The sequence below is a fragment of the Flavobacterium johnsoniae genome (assembly GCF_030388325.1).
Taxonomy (GTDB): Bacteria; Bacteroidota; Bacteroidia; order Flavobacteriales; family Flavobacteriaceae; genus Flavobacterium; species Flavobacterium johnsoniae_C.
This window is the reverse complement of the sequence record NZ_CP103794.1, coordinates 932637-951211: the sequence shown is the minus strand read 5'-3', so window position 1 is coordinate 951211 and position 18575 is coordinate 932637. Positions and strand designations below refer to the sequence as shown.

Genomic DNA, 18575 nt, shown 5'->3' with positions numbered 1-18575 from the left:
ATAAAAGTTGTGAATAATATAAGTTTAAAATTAAGCTGTTTTGAAAAACTGTTTGTCCAATTGTTCAAAATAAGATTCGATACTAAATTTTTCCATAGCAGCTTCATGAATTTCTTTAGGACTAAATTTCTTCGAATCTTCAATACAATTATCCAAGAAAGAAAAAATATCTTCGTTTATCACTTTCGGAAGCAAATACGCGCCTGGCTGTTTTTCCTCGGCTAATTTAGGTAAAACACCAACAGAATTTCCTGCAATTGGTCTTCCGCAAGCAAGCGCTTCTATGGTTACCATTCCAAAACTTTCTGAATAAGAAGGATAAAAAATAATATCTGCTTTAGAGTATGCCAATTTATTAATATTGTCAATTGTAAGTCCAACTAAAACTTCAGTATTATTGAGGTTTTTAAAAAGTTCTGTGTTAGAAGAATTATTAGAAGCGATAAGCAATTTCCAATCGTTTTGTTTTTCTACGAGTTTTGCTAATTCTTGCAATTCGGCAATGCCTTTTCCGTATTCTAATCTTCCAATGTATGCTATTGTTTTAAAATTAGAAGATTGTTTCTCAGTCGGATAGAAATTACTTTTATCAATACAATTCGGAACAATGCTGATTTTATCTTTATTAATGCCATAATATTTTATTAAATCCTCTTTGACATTTGATTCTACAGCGATGATTTTTTTAGCATTTTTGCACGCTGTCATTTGTAATTTGGCAACTCGGCTCAATTTAGAATCTTTTCGTCCATAATCTAGTTCCATTTTATGAAAACAGCCGTGAGATATGACATAATCTGTCGGAAAAAAAGCAGTTGGTTCTCCGTTGCTGATTATAATCGTACTTTGGCGATAATTTAGCCATAAATAAGCAGTTATAAATCTTGCAATATATTTTGCTCTTCGTTTTTCAAAATGCCTGCGATTGAATAATTTCCAATACAATTTCCCGACAAAAGTGTTTTTTAGAAAATCTTCATCAATAATCTCGGTTTGTATTTCTCGGCTTTTAAGATATTCATCCAAATAATGCACCATGCGTTCTGCGCCGCCAGCATTAGATTTTCCGTTGAGAAATACCAAATAAACTTTGTTTGTCTTTTTCATTTAAAGAAATTCTTTAGAATAAAAACCACTTCTTTTTCTCTTTCTGCCAATTACTTTGATAAATAATTCCGAGATAAATTTTTCGTAATTGATTAATATTGAGCTGTTTTTTCTCGATTTTGTATTGTTCTTTATAATGATAAACTTTAAAAAGACTTCCAATCGGGATTATATCAATCAATCTCGTTTTTAATAGATATTCGCCATAAATAACACAATCGCTTGGAGAATAGCTCTTTTGGTCTATTTGATTAAAAAACGCATCAAAATCTAGATTAATATCTTTTAAGAAAACCTCATTAAAATGTCGCCAAACATTGCAATTCCAAATGTATGGAGAAGGCCCGTAATCCCATTCTTTGCCTTTATTTCCAAAAAACGATCGAGTATCTCTAAGCGCTCTTTTAAAAAAGATATTTTCAGAATCCATTTTAAGTCTTTCGGTCATTTCCAATAAATCCTTTGATTCTTGCATTATCGTGTAAGGAGTATTTTCATCAAACATAAAATCAGAGAAATGAAAATCTTTTATAAAAACAGAATCTGAATCTATGGCAACATAATTTTCGTAGATATTAAGTTTATAAACATTACATTTTACAATTTGCTGATAACGCCAACCTTCGGTAATAGTTGTTGAGGTAATTTCAGAATCTTTATACACTTTATACTTTTCAAAACAATCTGATTTTAAAAGATCAAAATGTTCATCGTTTACAGAAATAATCACTGGAATTTTATCTTTATTAAACTTATCTATCGAATCTAAAAGATTGTAAACCCTTTCAAAGTCAGGTTTATAAGTTTTAATGAAAAGAATTAATTTGTGCATGGGAGAAATTTGTGTTATGAAAAGTTAAAGGTAAAAATTAAATGATATTTGAAACTAACGACGAAATGAAATAATAAATTGTTTTACAAATTTAAATCTCAGAAGTAATAAAAAATAAAAATCCTTATTTTTGAAAATGAACTCTTCGCAAATAAAACACTTTGACTACATTTTTACTGGAAGCGGACTGGCATCTTTAATGACAGTTTACAAAATGATTCTGTCTGGAAAATTCTCAGATAAGTCTATTTTGTTGCTAGATCAAAATGCTAAAAAAACAAATGACAGAACTTGGTGTTTTTGGGAAAAAGAAGAATCGATTTGGAATTCTATAATTTCTAAAAATTGGGATTCTGCTTTATTTGCCAATGAAAGTTTTAAACGCAATATGGCGTTGAAACCTTATAAATACAATCAAATTCGGGGAATTGACTTTTATAATTTTGTTTTTGAAGCAATTGCAAAACATCCAAACATTACTTTTTTGAACGAAAAAGTAACCGATATTAATGAACTTGAAACTCACGTTTTTGTCGGAACAGAAGAAAATAGATACACAGCAAATTATCTTTTCAATAGTATTTATACGAAGGCTTTCGCCGAAAGGCAAACCAAATATCCCGTTTTGCAACAGCATTTTATAGGTTGGTTTGTGAAAACAGAAACAGAAGTTTTTGATTCTGAAACGACTACTTTCATGGATTTTTCGGTTGAACAAAAAGGAAATACAAGATTTATGTATGTTTTGCCAATTTCTAAAACCGAAGCTTTGATAGAATATACTTTGTTTTCAGAAAAGTTACTTTCCAATGATGAGTATGAAAATGAAATTCAAATTTATTTGCAAAAACTTGGATCACAGCAATATGAAATTATAGAAAAAGAACAAGGAAGTATTCCAATGACGTGTTATCCTTTTTGGAAAAAAAACACAAAACGGGTTTTAAATATTGGAACTGCGGGCGGATGGACAAAAGCCAGCACGGGTTATACTTTTAAAAATTCGGATAAGAAATCATCTCAATTGGTTGAATTTCTTCAAAGTGTGGCTTCGGATTCTTTAAGCATGAAAACATTTCATAAAAAAAGCCGATTTTGGTTTTACGATTTGTTGCTTCTGAATATTCTTTATCGTCATAACGAATTGGGAAACAGTATTTTTTCTTCTTTGTTTAAAAAAGGAAATCCGCAATTGATTTTTAAGTTTTTGGATCAAGAAACCAACATGATTGAAGATTTAAAAGTGATTTTGAAATGTCCAAAAATTCCTTTTATAAAAGCTTTGTTTCGTGTAATATCCAATTAGAATACTTCTGGATAATTTTATCTGATGACTAAAATACCTTATTTTTTTATTTTAAAAACTTTTTGAGGCGCCTAAAAAATACCTGACCATTTAGATGTGTTGAGTCAAAATATTATCGATTTTGTACGATGATAAATGAATTTAAAAGGTTATGGGAATCACAAAACGTTTGGAATTTGATTTGGAAACCAAAGCAATTGGTAAGATTTGTAAAGCACTTGGTCATCCAACAAGAATTCAAATAATGACTTTGCTTTGGAAGAGAGATAATAGAACTTGTGGTGAAATAGTTGAATTAATTCCGCTTGCTCAATCTACTTTATCTAAACATTTACTAGAATTGAAAAAAGCAGATTTAGTAAGTATAAAAAACGAAGGCAAAAGAGTAATTTATTCGGTTAATTTTGATAATCTTCAATTACTTAAAAAATATGTAAGCAGTTACATTTCAACAATTGAAATACCTGAGAAAAACAAAATGACTGTGCTAACAACTAGACATAAACCAAACGGAAATAGTCATTTAAAACAATACAATTACCAATTTCCAGATAAGAAAAAGAAACAATTAACGATTTGATTTTCTAAGATCTAAATTTTGATATCGAACTATAACAAAACTTTATACTTCAAATTAACTAGTTGCGAGTAAACTTTGTAACTTTGCAGTTCAAAAGTAAAATTTAAAAGACAAGAATATGTATCCACTAGACATGGTAAAACCAATGGAAGCTGAATTAACAGCTGCAGGTTTTCAAGATTTACATAGTGCTGAAGCTGTTGAGAATGCTATCAAAGCTGAAGGTACCACTTTAGTTGTTGTGAACTCTGTTTGCGGTTGTGCTGCTAGAAATGCACGTCCGGGAGCAAAAATGAGTTTAGAAGGAGCTAAAAAACCAGATCACCTTATTACAGTTTTCGCTGGTGTTGACAAAGAAGCTGTTGATGCTGCAAGACAACATATGTTTCCTTTTCCTCCTTCATCGCCATCTATGGCTTTGTTCAAAAACGGAGAATTGGTTCACATGTTAGAGCGTCACCACATCGAAGGCCGTCCAGCTGAATTAATCGCTGAGAATTTGCAAGATGCGTTTAACGAGTTTTGCTAGTTCGTTAGGTTCAAAGTAACAAAGGTACAGAGGTACAAAGATTAAAAAAGGGTTGTTTCATAATTGAAACAACCCTTTTTTCGTAATTATTATTTGTTCGGTAGGAACGTTTGATTTCTTGGATATCGTTTTATAATCGGATAACATCAAACGTTCCTACGGAACGTAAATGTGGGTGATTGCAATTTTTCTACCGACCAAACATTCCTACGGAATGATAACGTAATGTGATGAAAAAGTGCAAAAGAGATGCTTTTATTAAGAATTGAGAGAAACCTTTGTCCCTTTGCCTCTCTGTCCCTTTGAACCTCAAGATTAAAAACTCCATCCTCCGCCCAGAGCTTTATACAACTGAACCATAGAACTCAATTGTTTTTGAGTTAATTGCGAAAGACTTAATTGTGCTTCAAACAAAGATCTTTGTGCATCTAAAACTTCTAAATAAGAAACATAACCGTTGTAATATCTTGCATTTGAAAGATCGTAATTTTTCTGTGCTGCTACAACTTGTCTATTTCGGGCTGTCCATTCTTCTTTGAACATTGCGGTGTTTTGAAGTGAGTTTTCAACTTCGGCAATGGCAGTTAGATATGTTTTCTGAAAGTTAAACTTCATTTCTTCGGCTAATTTTCTGTTGTAATCGACACGGCGTTTGTTTTTTCCGAAATTGAAAATCGGTCCGGTAATTCCGCCGCCAACATTTTGAATATAAGAGCCATCATTAAATAAATCACTAATCATAATGTTGGTAAAACCAACAATTGCCGAAATGTTAAAAGACGGATATCGCATGGCTTGCGCAACACCAATTCTCTCAAAAGCTGCTTTATACAAATATTCCTGACGTTTAACATCGGGTCTGTTTTCTAATAAAGCCGATGGAACCGAAGTTGGAAATTCAGCTAAAATCAACAATTCGCTATTAGTTTTTCCTCTAGGAATGGCTTGCGGAACTTGTCCAATCAAAACTGAAATTGCATTTTCTAGAGCCGTAATCTGTCTTTTGATTAGCGGAATATTCGCTTCGGCAATGGCAACTTGCTGTTCGATTTGTACTTTGTCCAATTCCGCAACATAACCGCTTATAAACCGCTCGTTGATGATGTCGTAAGCTTTTTGTCTAGTTTCTAACGTATGAATTGTGATTTCCAATTGATTGTCAAAATCACGCAATTCAAAATAGGAAATAGCAATATTGCTTACGATATTGGATAAAATTACTTTTCTTGCCTCATCTGTGGCTAAAAGTTCATTCTGCAATGCTTTTTTTTGATGACGGTATTTTCCCCAGAAATCCAATTCCCAAGACATATTTGCCAATGCCGTTGAAGGCCATTGGAAGGTTTGGGCGCTATTAACCTGACCAGAATATTGAAAAGACGGAAATAAATCAGCTTTTGCCATTCCGAGATTGGCTTGCACTTGTTCTAAACGAGCAATGGCAATTTTAAGATCATAATTATTTTGGATTCCTTTTTCGATCAAGCCAATTAAGACATCATCGTTAAATATCGATGACCATTTTATAGTTGTAACCGATTTTGTAGTGTCACCAGTTTGTTTGCTATATCGAAAAGAATCTGCCTGAGGCTGTTCTGGTTTAACATATTTTGGTCCGACCATGCATCCGAAAGGAAAAACAGCTATTAAAAAGAGCGCTAAAAGTATCTTTAGGGTTTTCATTGTTCTTCTGTTTTAGGTTGATCAGTTTCTTCAGATTTTTTCTTTCCGAATGTTTCAATAAAAACAAACAATACCGGAATTAAACAAACTCCCAAAATGGTCGCCACGAGCATTCCGCTAAAAACGGTCATTCCCATAACTTTTCTGGCTTGTGCTCCAGCTCCAGTTGCAGTTAACAACGGAACAACTCCTAAAATGAAAGCAAAAGCCGTCATTAGAATAGGACGGAAGCGCAGTTTCGCGGCGTACAAAGCAGCATCTTTTGCTGGCATTCCTTTTTCATATTCTTCTTTGGCAAATTCTACAATCAGAATTGCATTTTTTGCCGCCAATCCGATCAGCATCACTAAACCAATTTGAGCAAAAACGTTATTGACATAATCTGGACTTAATAAGCGGCAGATATATAAACCAAGAAAAGCGCCAAAAACGGCAAAAGGCGTTCCGAGTAAAACACTGAAAGGCAGTTTCCAGCTTTCGTATTGTGCGGCGAGAATTAAAAACACGAAAAGCAATGCCATTAAGAAAACAGTATTTCCTTTTCCTTCAGCCTGCTTTTCCTGATAACTCATATTTGCCCATTCGTAGCCCATTCCTGCAGGAAGAACCTTTGCTGCGGTTTCCTGTAAAGCAGCCATGGCTTGTGCCGAAGTAAATCCGGGAGCGGGAGTTCCGCCAATTTCGGCTGCGCGATACAAATTGAAACGAGTTGTAAACTCTGGACCGCTTACTTTTCGAATTGTGGCAATACTCGTAATCGGAATCATTTTGTTGTCTTTGCTCCGAACAAATATTTTATTAATGTCTTCGGGATTTACGGTATAACTCGGATCGGCCTGAAGCAATACAATATATTGTCGACCAAATTTATTGAACTCGTTAATATATTGTCCTCCTAAACTGGCTCCAATGGCGAGATTTACATCAGATAATGAAAGGTTAAGTTCGGTGACTTTTTCCCGATCGATGTCCAGACTAATCTGCGGTACATTCGGATTGAATGTTGTTCTAATCGTTCCAATTTCTGGTCTTTTTTTGGCTTCGGCCATAAATTGCTGAGCATTTTCAAAAAGATATTGAGGTGTATTTCCTTCCCGATCCTGAAGCATCATTGAGAATCCTGCCGCATTTCCGATTCCAGTAATCGGCGGAGGCCCGAATGCAAAAACAGTTGCTTCGGGAATTCCGAAAACTACTTTTCCGTTGACTTCTTTTAGAATTTGGAAAACGTCTTGTTCGCGTTCTTTCCATTCTTTTAAAGCAACAAAGAAAAATCCATTGTTGGTTGCCACTGAGTTTTTGATTAAACTAAATCCAGCAACCGAAGTGTAATATTCAACACCTTGATTCTGCGATAAAATATGTTCTACTTTTTGAATTACTTTCCCTGTTCTTTCTAAAGAAGAAGCACCCGGAAGCTCAATATTCACAAACATATATCCCTGATCTTCTTCAGGAACGAAACCGCCTGGAATTTTTCCTCCCAAGAGAATAATTGCTCCAACGACAATTCCGATAAAGATTAAGCTTCGTGCTGTTTTTTTAATTAGAAAACCTGAAAAGCCTGTATATTTATTAGTGAATTTTCCAAACTTATCATTAAACCATGCGAAGAATTTCCCGAGCCAGCCTTTTGCTTCCTGATTCGGTTTTAATAAAAGAGAACACAACGCCGGACTTAAAGTTAAAGCGCTTAAAGCGGAGAAAATCACCGATATAGCAATTGTAATAGCAAATTGCTGATACAATCTTCCCGTAATTCCGGGCGTTAAAGCTACTGGAATGAATACGGCGGTCAATACAATCGCAATGGCAATTACAGGACCAGAAACTTCTTTCATCGCCTGATTGGTGGCTTCCCGAGGAGACATTCCATGTTCAATATGATGCATTACGGCTTCAACAACCACAATGGCATCGTCGACGACAATACCAATCGCAAGAACCAATCCTAAAAGAGAAAGTACATTGATGGAAAATCCGAGTAACGGAAAAAGCATAAAAACTCCAATCAATGAAACAGGAACGGTTAAAAGCGGAATTAAAGTCGCACGCCAGTTTTGGAGAAAGATAAAAACTACAATAATTACCAGAATAATTGCTTCGACCAAAGTGTGCATGATTTCGTTAATTCCTTCAGAAATGGCGAGAGTTGTATCTAATGAAACACGATATTTTAAATCCTGTGGAAATCTTTTGCTTAGTCTTTCGATCGTGTTTTTTACATTTTCGGCAACTTCGAGAGCATTTGAACCCGGCATTTGTTTGATTCCAATAGTTCCAGCGGGATTTCCGTTTAATTTGGCAATTGAAGCATAGCTTTCTGTTCCTAAAGTTACTGTTCCAATATCTTTTAAACGAACCTGCTGATTGTTGATGTTTGATTTTAGAATAATATTTTCAAAATCTTCAGGATTGACCAAGCGGTCTTTCAACATGACGTTATATGTAAACTCGTTATTTTCGGTTGCCGGCGGAGCACCAAATTTTCCTCCGGGTGCAATGGCATTTTGATCCTGGATGGATCGTATAATATCAGGCACCGTCAAATTGTATTTGGCCATAATATCGGGCTTGACCCAGATTCGCATGGCATAATTACTTCCTCCATAAAGTGTAACTTCTCCAACTCCTTTTATACGTGCCAAAGCATCTACAATGTTGATATTGGCATAATTGGTCAGAAAGTTTCCATCGAAAGTTTTGTTGGGAGAATACAGGGACAAAATCAGCATGGGCATTGAGAGTGACTTTTTTGTGGTAACTCCTGTTGTCTTAACATCATTTGGGAGTTTGTTGGTCGCTTCGTTAACGCGGTTCTGGGTCAGCATGGTAGCGTTATCCAAATCGGTTCCCATATCAAACGTGATATTTAACGTCATACTTCCATCGCCCGTATTCGTGGATTGCATGTAAAGCATGTTTTCAACTCCGTTTACTTTTTGCTCGATTGGCGTTGCAACGGCCTGTTCGACATTTAAAGCATTTGCGCCACGATAACTTGTTGAAACTTGTACCAAAGGCGGTGCAATTTCAGGATATTGGGCGATAGGAGTTGAAAGGACAGAAAGAGCTCCAATTAAAACAATGAAAATGGAGAGAACAATAGCAACGATTGGTCTGCGTACAAAGAAATTATCCATAATCTAGTTGTTTAGAGATGATGCAATCTGCTTTTTATCTTTGTCGGCAACATAAGGAACCGGAACAACAGTTGATCCAGGCTGTATAAATTGATTGCCAATTATGGCGACTTTTTCGTCGGGTTTTAAACCTTTGGTAATAATCCAGTCGACACCAATTTTTTGGCCAACTTCGACCATTCTGGTTTGGATAGTGTTTTTAGAATCTATTATAGAAACCTGAAAAAGTCCCTGAATCTCGGTCACGGCTTTTTGAGGGACAACAATGGCGTCTTTTTGGGTTCGCAGTAAAACACGGACTTTTGCAAATTGACCAGAACGTAAAGTGCCGTCTGGATTAGGAAATTGCGCTTCGATAGTTACAGTTCCAGTTGTGGGATCAATTTTAGTATCAGAAAAATTAAGACTTCCTTTTTCAGAATGGGTGCTTCCGTCTGAAAGAATTAAAGCAAGATCAGTAATACGTTCTCCGGCTTTGAGCTGCTTTTGATATCGTAAATAATCAGATTCGCTAACTGTAAATTGAACTCTGACTTTTTCTAGTTTGGAAACGGTATTGAGTTTAGCATCATTTCCAATTCTGGTAATATAATCACCCAATCTAGCATTCGAAAGTCCGATTACACCATCAATTGGAGATCGAATATCGCAGTAGCTTCTTTCAATCTGCTGATTTCTTAAACTGGCCTGAACGCTGTTTAAGTTAGATCGTGCCGCTTTATCTTTCGCGACAGCGGCATCCAATTCACGTTTACTAACAGCATTCATATCAGCAAGCGGGCGGATTCTTTTTAGTTCTTCTTCGGCATTTACCAAATTACTTTGAGCGCCTGCAACTTGACCGCGAACCTGCTCTACTTTGGTGTCATATTCTAACGGATCGATGGTGTACAATAGCTGGCCTTTTTTGACTCTTTGACCTTCTTTAAAATGAATTCCGGTCAGGATGCCGTCAACTCTGGCGATTAATTCAATGTCTAAATCTCCAAAAGTCTGTCCCGCAAAATCTTTATAAATGGGGACATCTTCACTTTTAACCGTTACAAACGGAGCCTGCATTGGCGGCGGCGCTTTGGGTTGTTCTTTTTTACAGGAAGAAAATAAGGTTAAAAGAAAGAAGAGGGGAAGGATTGGTTTTGGTAGTTTTAAAGCATTCATAATCACAAATGTTAAAATTGTACCAGATAAATTTAATCAAATTTTATAACGTATTGATAAACAGGAGGCGTTTTTTATTAATGCAACTCATTTTATATAAAAACCATCTACGACTATAGATTTAAATAATCTTCCATTTTCTTGATATGGTTCGAAAATCAAGCATTTTTATTGTTTTTAAAATTTAAAAGCTACACTTGCCAAAATAAACCTTTGTATAAGGTTGTGGGAAGAGATGTTTTTCGAATAATCGTTAATATTCACCATTTCAAATTTTTTGTTATTCGTTAAATTCCTGCCAATAATAGAATAATCTATTTTTTTGTTTTTTGACGTAAAAGTTATTTCAGAATCTAAAAACCAATAATTTTTACTAAAGGACAGATCTGGAATGATATAATCTAAAGCAACCACAGTTTTAAATCTTTCTGAAGTTTTTAAAACTGTTTTAAAGGAATTCTTTATACTGCTGAATTTGTTATTACTAACTTCATCAACCGTAAATTTATTAATGCGATAAGAAAATACATTTTCAATAGACAAATTTTCTATAATTGCAGAATTGGTTGTAAGATTTAAGTCTAAGTTTTTAGCTTTAATATCTCTTAAATCAGAATTATTTACAATATTTTTATATAATGAAATATTATAATTCGAACGTAATTTAAAATCTGTTCTTAATAAATAAACATACTTACGACCTGTAAAATTAAATCCGTAATCCTGACTTCCAGAATTTAATAAAAACCCTGTTGATACGGTATAATTCTGATTTATTAAGGATTTATAAAAATAATTATTTTCTCTTCGGTTGTAATTAAATCCTAAAGACATATTGGTCATGTAAAAAGAATCGCCATAATTCAAATTAATAGTATAGTTATGGGTTTTTAAAAACTGAATGTTTGCCTCATTACTACTAAAGCTTCCAAAAGCTGTTTGTACAACACCCTCAAAAAGGTTTGTTTCTTGCGGTGCAATTTGATTAAAACTGTAACTAGAAAATATGTTAGTATGTTTTGTCAATCTGTAAAGCAATTTTATTCGCGGTGTAAAAGTCAATTCTTTATTGGTATTGTTATTTTCTTTAACTGAATCTTTTAATTTTAAATCAAAATACTGAGAACCTAAATCTATCTTAACTGTAAATTTGTCTTTATTGTATGTAACACCACCTTCGAGGTATGGAAAACTATAATTGTAAGATAAATTGTTTTGAAAATCAGGGTTTGAATATAACACATCATTTTCGTTTACAGTTTGTAATAAAGATCTAAAACCATTTTTCTCAGCGTAATACCCTATCCGACCCGCAAACTTAAAATTCTCCGATTTATGCAAAAACGTAGTATTTGTATTAAAAACTTCTTTGTTAAAGCGTGAGTTTTGAATATTTTGCTTAACAACATTCGATTGGTTTTCTTGAATATTATTACCTGGTGTTAAAATATAATTTTGCGGAGCGTTACTGTTGGTATAATACACTATACCTGTAAGCCCATCATTTTCACTTAATCGCTTAGTTACATTAAAATCCTGTTTCGTAAACCAATTTTCGGAACTAAGTCTATTTGATTGAAGTAAATCATTGTTTGATGACACACTTTTATAATCAATGGTTTGATAATTAAACTTTCCTAAATACTCCCAGCTTAGTTTACTGTTAACTTTATTTATTAACTGAAGATTTGCGCTATAAACTTTAGGAGATTTTGCAATGTTTTCTGACTGGTTAGACGTAAAACTATCTTCATTTGTATTATAAAAAGTAATTTGCTTATTTATCCTTGTTAACTCATCACTATAAAAACCTAAATTAACTCTAGCAGTAATCTTTGAAGAAAACTTATACAAGGAATTAAAACTTGTATAAAAATTATTATTAATGCGATGAAATTTGTCATCTAAAAAAGAGCTGAATGAACCTGGATTTATAATTTCTTTTGCAATAAACTTTTGTTCATTCAAAGATTCTACAGACAAAGCGTTTGAAATAAAATTATAGGGTGTATTATTTGTACCAATGTTATTATAACTAGAAATCCCAAAACTTTTAGTCTTAGAATTGATTAAAAGTCCTGATAATGATAAATCAAATTTATTTGTAAATCCAAATCCAATTTTTGAATTGCCTGAGAAATCAGTTTTACCTTTTTTTAATTTAAGATTTATAGCAACATCGTCACTTGACACCAACCCTTTTAGCACTGCATTTGAATTGTAATTATCAATCGCCTCTACTTTATCTAATAAATCCGCAGTAATGTTTTTGGAACCTATAGAATATTGGCTATCAAACAAATCATCACCATCTAACAGCATTTTTTTTATGGCCTTTCCATTGTACTTTATTTGACCGTTATCTTCTACCGTAATTCCAGGTAATTTTTTCAAAAGATCTTCTATAACTTTTTCTGATCCATCTTTAAACTTTTGGGCATCATATATAACAGTGTCTTTTTTAACTCTTATAGGTTTATTTTCAGATATAACAACTTCTTTAAGTGTTGTAATCCTCTCCTGAAGTAAAAAATTTTGAGTATTAATTTCGCCCTTTTTTTGAATGTCATAGAGTTTTCTCAAAATAGGTTCATGAGAAATTGTACTTATTTCAATCAAAATGCTATCAAGAGGTTCTTTTAAAACAATAGTATAAATTCCTTTATTGTTGGTTTTGGTAAATTGAAAAATAAGATTGGGTTGCTGTATTTTTTTAATTATCACATTTATTGATGGAATAGCAACACCACTTGAGTCCGTTATTTTACCTGTAATGGTCTGTGATTGTGAAAAATTAGAAATGAATAAAAAAAACAGAAAAAATCGATAATTCATACTCTTAATCAGTAACATAAAGTTCTAAGTAACCTTTTGGCATCCCTCCTGAACCACTATAACTAGCAATTTGAGCCTTAATTTGTTTGTATTTTTTTACATATAAGGCGACGAATTCGTCGTAAGGAATTATTTCTTTATTAACGAATGGATTTGTAATTTCAGTAGCAGCATTCATAATTTCCACTTTTGAAGCTACCCAATCGTACTGTCCTAAATCATTATCTGTTTTTACTTCTAAAATCATTCCTGGCAATCCTGACAATTTCCAAGGCCCATCCGAAAAAGGAATATCTTTAGCGAAATAAACCGTATAATTACGCCCTCTGAAGAAGAGTGTTGCATTTTGGCATTGGTACCCTACTATTGTTTTGGTTTCTGAGCCTAATTGCCAATCAAAAGAACCTATAGAATCTTTTATATTAAAATCTTTAAGAGATATATGATCACTGTAAAGGATACAACTATTATGTTTATAAAATTTAGGGTTATCTTTTGTTTTAATAATATAACTATTTTCATTGGTTGCAGTAGATTGCATTCCAACAAAATCCTGCTCCTCAATAGAAGTTTCACCGTTACCTGTTAAATAAGTCTTAAGGTAGGTATTCATAGAAACTAATCCATTAATTTTCGCTCCAATATGATAATCATAGGTAATTTTATACTGTGTTTTTTGCGCAAAAGAAGTGCTAGAAAATAGAATAAGAAAAATTAAAAAATGTTTCATAATTAAAAATGATAGTTAGTTAAAAGCTAACACATCGCCAAATATATGGTTAATATTTTAAAAATATAAATAAAAAACTACAAAACTAATTCGACCTAAAGTTTAATTTACTAAAATTACTATACTAAATTATTTCCTTGTAAAAACAGCCTTTCTTTTTTCAAAATGCTTTAGTTCTTCGTTGAAATCCTTTGTTTCAAAGCATTTTCCCAAGTTTTTGATTTCGATCTCACAACCGCTTTTCCTTCACGGAAAACGCTATCTTTAATAGAAATTAATTCGTTCGCTCACATCGCCAAGCCGTAAAACTTTAATTATCAAACAGAGAATCCTTCATCAAAACAAATGAACAAAGACTCAAAAAAAATAATATCCCAATTCAGATTTTGACATAAATCATAATATTCCGCCAACAAGCATTCAAAAACAGTAAAAGTTCCTTACTTTTGCACCCGATTTCAAATAGTTTTTTATTTAAAATCAACATATTTCTCAACTTAAAATCGTTTATAGCATGCAACTGTATAACACTTTAAGCGCAGAAGAAAGAGCCATCATGATCGATGATGCGGGTAAACAACGACTTACGTTGTCTTTCTATGCGTATGCCAAAATTCAAGATCCACAACAATTTCGTAACGATTTATTCATTGCCTGGAATGCATTAGATGCATTGGGAAGAATTTATGTTGCCCATGAAGGAATTAATGCTCAGATGAGTGTTCCTGCTGAAAATTTTGAAGCTTTTAGAGAAACTCTGGAAGTTTACGATTTCATGAAAGACATACGATTGAATGTTGCTGTGGAACAAGATGATCATTCCTTTTTAAAATTGACCATCAAAGTGCGTCATAAAATCGTTGCAGACGGTTTAAACGATGAAACTTTTGATGTAACTAATATTGGCGTTCACTTAAAAGCCAAAGAATTCAACGAAATCCTTGATGATCCAAACACAATTGTAGTAGATTTTAGAAATCACTACGAAAGTGAAGTTGGACATTTTAAAGGCGCTATTACTCCAGATGTTGAAACTTTTAGGGAAAGTTTACCAATTATCAACGAACAGCTTAAAGATCACAAAGACGATAAAAATCTGGTAATGTATTGTACTGGAGGAATCCGTTGCGAAAAAGCGAGTGCTTACTTTAAACACCAAGGCTTCAAAAACGTTTATCAGTTAGAAGGCGGAATTATTAATTACGCTAAACAATTGAAAGAAGAAGGTTTAGAAAGCAAATTCATTGGTAAAAACTTCGTGTTTGATAATCGTCTGGGCGAAAGAATTACTGACGATATTATTTCGCAGTGTCACCAATGCGGAAAACCTTGCGATAATCATACTAATTGTGAAAATGACGGTTGTCATTTATTGTTTATTCAGTGTGATGATTGTAAAGCAGCTATGGAAAACTGCTGTTCTACAGAATGTTTAGAGATTATCCATATGCCATTAGTTGACCAAGTTCGTTTAAGAACTGGAAAACAAGTTGGAAATAAAGTATTCAGAAAAGGAAAATCTGAAAATCTAAAATTCAAACACTCAGGTGAATTGCCAGAAACGGCTTTGGCTACAGCACAAAAAACAGCTGATATTCGTCAGAAAATAAAAGTAAAAAAAGTACTTCTTGGAAAAGCGGAACATTATTATGTAAAAGCTCAGGTTGGACAATTTACTATTGAAAACCAAGAGTTGAACAGCGGTGATAAAATCTTAATTTCAGGACCAACTACAGGTGATCAGGAAATGGTTTTGAATAGAATTATTGTTAATGGAGCAGAAACTCAAACTGCTAAAATTGGTGATAAGGTTACTTTTGAGGTTCCATTTCGTATTCGTTTGTCAGATAAATTGTATAAAATTGTAAATTAGCGGTTTTTTTAAACCCTAATTTACAATGTCGCATTCTTTTACCAAATTATGGATTCATGCCATTTGGGCAACTAAAAATCGTACGGAATTAATTGATTTTTCAATTGAGAAAAATGTGCATGATTATATTCACGATGAATTAATTGACTTGGATTGCCCTGATAGAATCATTAACGGAATGGCCGATCATGTACATGTTTTATTTTTATTAAATCCGAAAAAATCTCTATCAGATGTTATTCGTCAAGCGAAAGGAGGATCTTCTCATTGTATAAATGGAATAAATCTAATTACTGAAAAATTCGCTTGGCAAACTGGTTATGCCGCTTTTGCAGTAAGCGAATCTCAATTAGATGTTGTTTATAATTATATAAAAAATCAAAAACAACATCATCTCAAAAAGAATGGACAGCAAGAGTTTGATGAATTTGTAAAATTACACGGGTTTGGAAATAAAACCCAAAATGGTTAAATCCAAAAAATACCACAATACAATATAAACATAGCCCACGGTTTCAACCGTGGGTACACAATGAGAATCCTCAACGTTGCGTAACAATACGTTTCCCACGGTTGAAACCGTGGGCTATATTTGATAAAGATTGTGTAACGATTTGCGAATAATTTTAAAATATAGACTATGATATATATCATAGAAATCTAATCTATACTCACATTATTTTTGTCATTTGAATAATAGAATCAAAAATGACAATTACCAACAAAATTGAACTCATGTCTCCAGCGGGAGATTTTGAGTCGCTTCAGGCTGCTTTAGATAATGGCTGTGATTCCGTATATTTTGGAGTTGAGCAACTTAATATGCGTGCACGTTCAACAGTAAATTTCACGATTGATGATTTAAAAGAAATTGCCAATCGCTGTGAAGCCAAAAACGTTCGAAGCTATTTGACTTTAAACACCATTATTTACGATCACGATCTATCTGTCGTAAAAACATTATTGACAAAAGCCAAAGGAGCAAACATTACAGCGGTAATTGCATCAGATCAAGCCGTAATTGCGATGGCAAGATCAATCGAAATGGAAGTTCATATTTCAACTCAGCTAAATGTAACAAATATAGAAACCATTAAATTCTACAGTTTATTTGCTGATACAATGGTTTTGAGCAGAGAATTGAGTTTACGTCAAGTAAAAAATATCACCGACCGAATTGAGAAAGAACAGATCAAAGGCCCGAACGGAAATTTGGTTGAAATTGAAATCTTTGGTCATGGTGCTTTATGTATGGCGGTTTCAGGGAAATGCTATTTGAGTTTGCATTCGCACAATTCATCTGCAAATCGTGGCGCGTGCAAACAAAACTGCCGAAAAAAATATACCGTTATCGATCAGGAAACTGGTTTCGAAATCGAATTGGATAACGAATACATGATGTCGCCAAAAGATTTGTGTACTTTGGATTTCTTAGATCAGGTTATTGATTCTGGAATAAAAGTTTTAAAAATTGAAGGACGTGGCCGTGCGCCTGAATATGTAGCAACGGTAACCAAGACGTATCGTGAAGCGATTGATGCTTATTATGACGGAACTTTCTCCAAAGAAAAAACTGCAGTTTGGATGAAAGCTTTAGAAACGGTTTACAATCGCGGATTCTGGTCTGGATATTATCTAGGTCAGGAATTAGGAGAATGGAGCGATATTCCAGGTTCAGCGGCAACGCAGAAAAAGGTTTATGTTGGAAAAGGAATACATTATTTCCCAAAAGCAAAAGTTGGACAATTTAAAATTGAAGCTTACGATATTAAAATTGGAGATAAAATTTTAATTACAGGACCAAGTACAGGAGCTCAGGAAATGATTATTGATGAAATGTTTGTAAATGATATTTCAGGAGTAAAAGCTACGAAGGGAGACGACTGTAGTTTGAAATTACCATTCAGAATCAGAATGTCTGACAAATTGTATAAAATTGTTGAGGCGTAATGGTTGTCGTTACTTTACAAAGAGATAAATGCATTGGTTGTAACTATTGCGTTGAAATGGATCCAGTGCATTTTCAGATGTCAAAAAAAGATGGAAAATCGGTTTTGATTCATTCTCAAAATGCAAAAGGATTCTTTACATTAAAATCTCCAAATCATGCGATTGTCGAAAGTTGTGAATTGGCTGCAAAAGCTTGTCCAGTGAAGATTATTACCGTTAAGGAAACTTAAAGAATAAAAGATAAAATCCTATTTGTATCTACACAAATAGGATTTTATCTTTTAAATAAACTCTTAAATACCAAATTTGGCATCTATGTTATGTTTTTCAGCATAAGATTTTCCCGCAGCCATCAATTTGTTAAACTTCGCATCAACTTCGTTTTGAGTTGAAGCGTCAAAATCAATTATTGCTTTTTGTATTTGTTCTTGAGAAGCATTTTCATCTTTCATTTTAGCAATTGGCAAATAACCTTCTTTTTGTTTAGCAATAACATAAGAAAATAAATCTTTTGATGCCTGAAGAATTTCTTTATTATCATCATCTTCGGGTATTTCTGAAATAGATTTTAATCTAATTTCTAAATTTGATATGTCATATTTAAAAGAATCCTGATAAGAAGACGAAATCATCTTTTTTTGGCTTTCATCATAAACCTGAGCTTCACCTTGTAGTTTGTCACTGATTTCTTTTCCGCCAAATCGAGATAATAAATTTGAGTTTAAAACGGCTACATCAAAAGTTTTTTCGGGTGAAAAATCATTACAAGAAGTAAAAACTAAGCTTCCGGCAATTAATACTAAAAAGAGAGTTGTGGCATTTAAGATTTTTTTCATTTTGTACATATTT

15 protein-coding genes are annotated in these 18575 nt (G+C 33.3%); 7 read left to right on the top strand and 8 right to left on the bottom strand.

The genetic code is table 11. The features are described from left to right. Nucleotides 1-30: 30 nt before the first annotated feature. Nucleotides 31-1107: a glycosyltransferase family 4 protein gene (locus NYQ10_RS04265; protein WP_289879038.1), complete on the bottom strand. Its 1077-nt coding sequence runs from the start codon at nucleotides 1105-1107 to the stop codon at nucleotides 31-33. Between the two features lie 13 nt (nucleotides 1108-1120). Next, nucleotides 1121-1939 (bottom strand): DUF6492 family protein, encoded by an 819-nt coding sequence (locus NYQ10_RS04260; RefSeq protein ID WP_289879037.1) that lies wholly within the window; start codon nucleotides 1937-1939, stop codon nucleotides 1121-1123. A gap of 136 nt (nucleotides 1940-2075) precedes the next feature. On the opposite strand from NYQ10_RS04260, the gene NYQ10_RS04255 reads away from it, so the two are divergent. From NYQ10_RS04255 to NYQ10_RS04245, 3 genes are all read left to right on the top strand, one after another. Further along, nucleotides 2076-3245 (top strand): lycopene cyclase family protein, encoded by a 1170-nt coding sequence (locus NYQ10_RS04255; RefSeq protein ID WP_289881006.1) that lies wholly within the window; start codon nucleotides 2076-2078, stop codon nucleotides 3243-3245. Between the two features lie 151 nt (nucleotides 3246-3396). Further along, a complete protein-coding gene (locus tag NYQ10_RS04250) occupies nucleotides 3397-3825 on the top strand; it encodes an ArsR/SmtB family transcription factor (RefSeq protein ID WP_289879036.1) in 429 nt (142 codons plus the stop codon). 118 nt (nucleotides 3826-3943) lie between these two features. After that, complete coding sequence (locus NYQ10_RS04245) at nucleotides 3944-4354, top strand: BrxA/BrxB family bacilliredoxin (protein ID WP_179003802.1); 411 nt, start codon at nucleotides 3944-3946, stop codon at nucleotides 4352-4354. Between the two features lie 315 nt (nucleotides 4355-4669). Here NYQ10_RS04245 and NYQ10_RS04240 read toward each other — a convergent pair whose 3' ends face one another. From NYQ10_RS04240 to NYQ10_RS04220, 5 genes are all read right to left on the bottom strand, one after another. Continuing rightward, nucleotides 4670-6037: an efflux transporter outer membrane subunit gene (locus NYQ10_RS04240; protein ID WP_289879035.1), complete on the bottom strand. Its 1368-nt coding sequence runs from the start codon at nucleotides 6035-6037 to the stop codon at nucleotides 4670-4672. Beyond that, nucleotides 6034-9180, bottom strand: coding sequence for an efflux RND transporter permease subunit (locus NYQ10_RS04235; RefSeq protein ID WP_289879034.1), 3147 nt, complete (start codon nucleotides 9178-9180; stop codon nucleotides 6034-6036). The genes NYQ10_RS04240 and NYQ10_RS04235 overlap by 4 nt, the downstream gene beginning before the upstream one ends. Before the next feature lie 3 nt (nucleotides 9181-9183). Beyond that, complete coding sequence (locus NYQ10_RS04230; RefSeq protein ID WP_289879033.1) at nucleotides 9184-10338, bottom strand: efflux RND transporter periplasmic adaptor subunit; 1155 nt, start codon at nucleotides 10336-10338, stop codon at nucleotides 9184-9186. Between the two features lie 177 nt (nucleotides 10339-10515). Continuing rightward, a complete protein-coding gene (locus tag NYQ10_RS04225) occupies nucleotides 10516-13173 on the bottom strand; it encodes a hypothetical protein (RefSeq protein WP_289879032.1) in 2658 nt (885 codons plus the stop codon). A 4-nt stretch (nucleotides 13174-13177) separates the two neighbouring features. Continuing rightward, a complete protein-coding gene (locus NYQ10_RS04220) occupies nucleotides 13178-13903 on the bottom strand; it encodes a GLPGLI family protein (RefSeq protein ID WP_289879031.1) in 726 nt (241 codons plus the stop codon). Between the two features lie 514 nt (nucleotides 13904-14417). On the opposite strand from NYQ10_RS04220, the gene trhO reads away from it, so the two are divergent. The 4 genes from trhO to NYQ10_RS04200 all read left to right on the top strand — a co-directional run bounded on the left by trhO (nucleotide 14418) and on the right by NYQ10_RS04200 (nucleotide 17956). Further along, nucleotides 14418-15776 carry an oxygen-dependent tRNA uridine(34) hydroxylase TrhO gene (gene trhO / locus NYQ10_RS04215; RefSeq protein ID WP_289879030.1) on the top strand — a complete coding sequence of 453 codons (1359 nt, stop codon included), beginning with the start codon at nucleotides 14418-14420 and terminating at the stop codon, nucleotides 15774-15776. Nucleotides 15777-15801: 25 nt separating this feature from the next. Beyond that, nucleotides 15802-16248, top strand: coding sequence for an IS200/IS605 family transposase (gene tnpA, locus NYQ10_RS04210; protein ID WP_289879029.1), 447 nt, complete (start codon nucleotides 15802-15804; stop codon nucleotides 16246-16248). A gap of 236 nt (nucleotides 16249-16484) precedes the next feature. Beyond that, entirely contained in the window at nucleotides 16485-17726 is a 1242-nt protein-coding gene (locus tag NYQ10_RS04205) for a peptidase U32 family protein (protein WP_289879028.1), read from the top strand. Next, nucleotides 17726-17956, top strand: coding sequence for a ferredoxin (locus NYQ10_RS04200; protein ID WP_289879027.1), 231 nt, complete (start codon nucleotides 17726-17728; stop codon nucleotides 17954-17956). Before NYQ10_RS04205 ends, NYQ10_RS04200 begins: the two co-directional genes overlap by 1 nt. 63 nt (nucleotides 17957-18019) lie before the next feature. Here NYQ10_RS04200 and NYQ10_RS04195 read toward each other — a convergent pair whose 3' ends face one another. Continuing rightward, the gene (locus NYQ10_RS04195; RefSeq protein ID WP_289879026.1) at nucleotides 18020-18562 is read right to left on the bottom strand and encodes a hypothetical protein; all 543 of its coding nucleotides are present in this window, start codon (nucleotides 18560-18562) and stop codon (nucleotides 18020-18022) included. Nucleotides 18563-18575 lie beyond the last annotated feature (13 nt).

Excerpts from the sequence above, each read along its gene's own strand:
- NYQ10_RS04265 (WP_289879038.1), bottom strand. The coding sequence starts at position 1,107 with ATGAAAAAGACAAACAAAGTTTATTTGGTATTTCTCAACGGAAAATCT.
- NYQ10_RS04260 (WP_289879037.1), bottom strand. The coding sequence starts at position 1,939 with ATGCACAAATTAATTCTTTTCATTAAAACTTATAAACCTGACTTTGAA.
- NYQ10_RS04255 (WP_289881006.1), top strand. The coding sequence starts at position 2,076 with ATGAACTCTTCGCAAATAAAACACTTTGACTACATTTTTACTGGAAGC.
- NYQ10_RS04250 (WP_289879036.1), top strand. The coding sequence starts at position 3,397 with ATGGGAATCACAAAACGTTTGGAATTTGATTTGGAAACCAAAGCAATT.
- NYQ10_RS04245 (WP_179003802.1), top strand. The coding sequence starts at position 3,944 with ATGTATCCACTAGACATGGTAAAACCAATGGAAGCTGAATTAACAGCT.
- NYQ10_RS04240 (WP_289879035.1), bottom strand. The coding sequence starts at position 6,037 with ATGAAAACCCTAAAGATACTTTTAGCGCTCTTTTTAATAGCTGTTTTT.
- NYQ10_RS04235 (WP_289879034.1), bottom strand. The coding sequence starts at position 9,180 with ATGGATAATTTCTTTGTACGCAGACCAATCGTTGCTATTGTTCTCTCC.
- NYQ10_RS04230 (WP_289879033.1), bottom strand. The coding sequence starts at position 10,338 with ATGAATGCTTTAAAACTACCAAAACCAATCCTTCCCCTCTTCTTTCTT.
- NYQ10_RS04225 (WP_289879032.1), bottom strand. The coding sequence starts at position 13,173 with ATGAATTATCGATTTTTTCTGTTTTTTTTATTCATTTCTAATTTTTCA.
- NYQ10_RS04220 (WP_289879031.1), bottom strand. The coding sequence starts at position 13,903 with ATGAAACATTTTTTAATTTTTCTTATTCTATTTTCTAGCACTTCTTTT.
- trhO (WP_289879030.1), top strand. The coding sequence starts at position 14,418 with ATGCAACTGTATAACACTTTAAGCGCAGAAGAAAGAGCCATCATGATC.
- tnpA (WP_289879029.1), top strand. The coding sequence starts at position 15,802 with ATGTCGCATTCTTTTACCAAATTATGGATTCATGCCATTTGGGCAACT.
- NYQ10_RS04205 (WP_289879028.1), top strand. The coding sequence starts at position 16,485 with ATGACAATTACCAACAAAATTGAACTCATGTCTCCAGCGGGAGATTTT.
- NYQ10_RS04200 (WP_289879027.1), top strand. The coding sequence starts at position 17,726 with ATGGTTGTCGTTACTTTACAAAGAGATAAATGCATTGGTTGTAACTAT.
- NYQ10_RS04195 (WP_289879026.1), bottom strand. The coding sequence starts at position 18,562 with ATGAAAAAAATCTTAAATGCCACAACTCTCTTTTTAGTATTAATTGCC.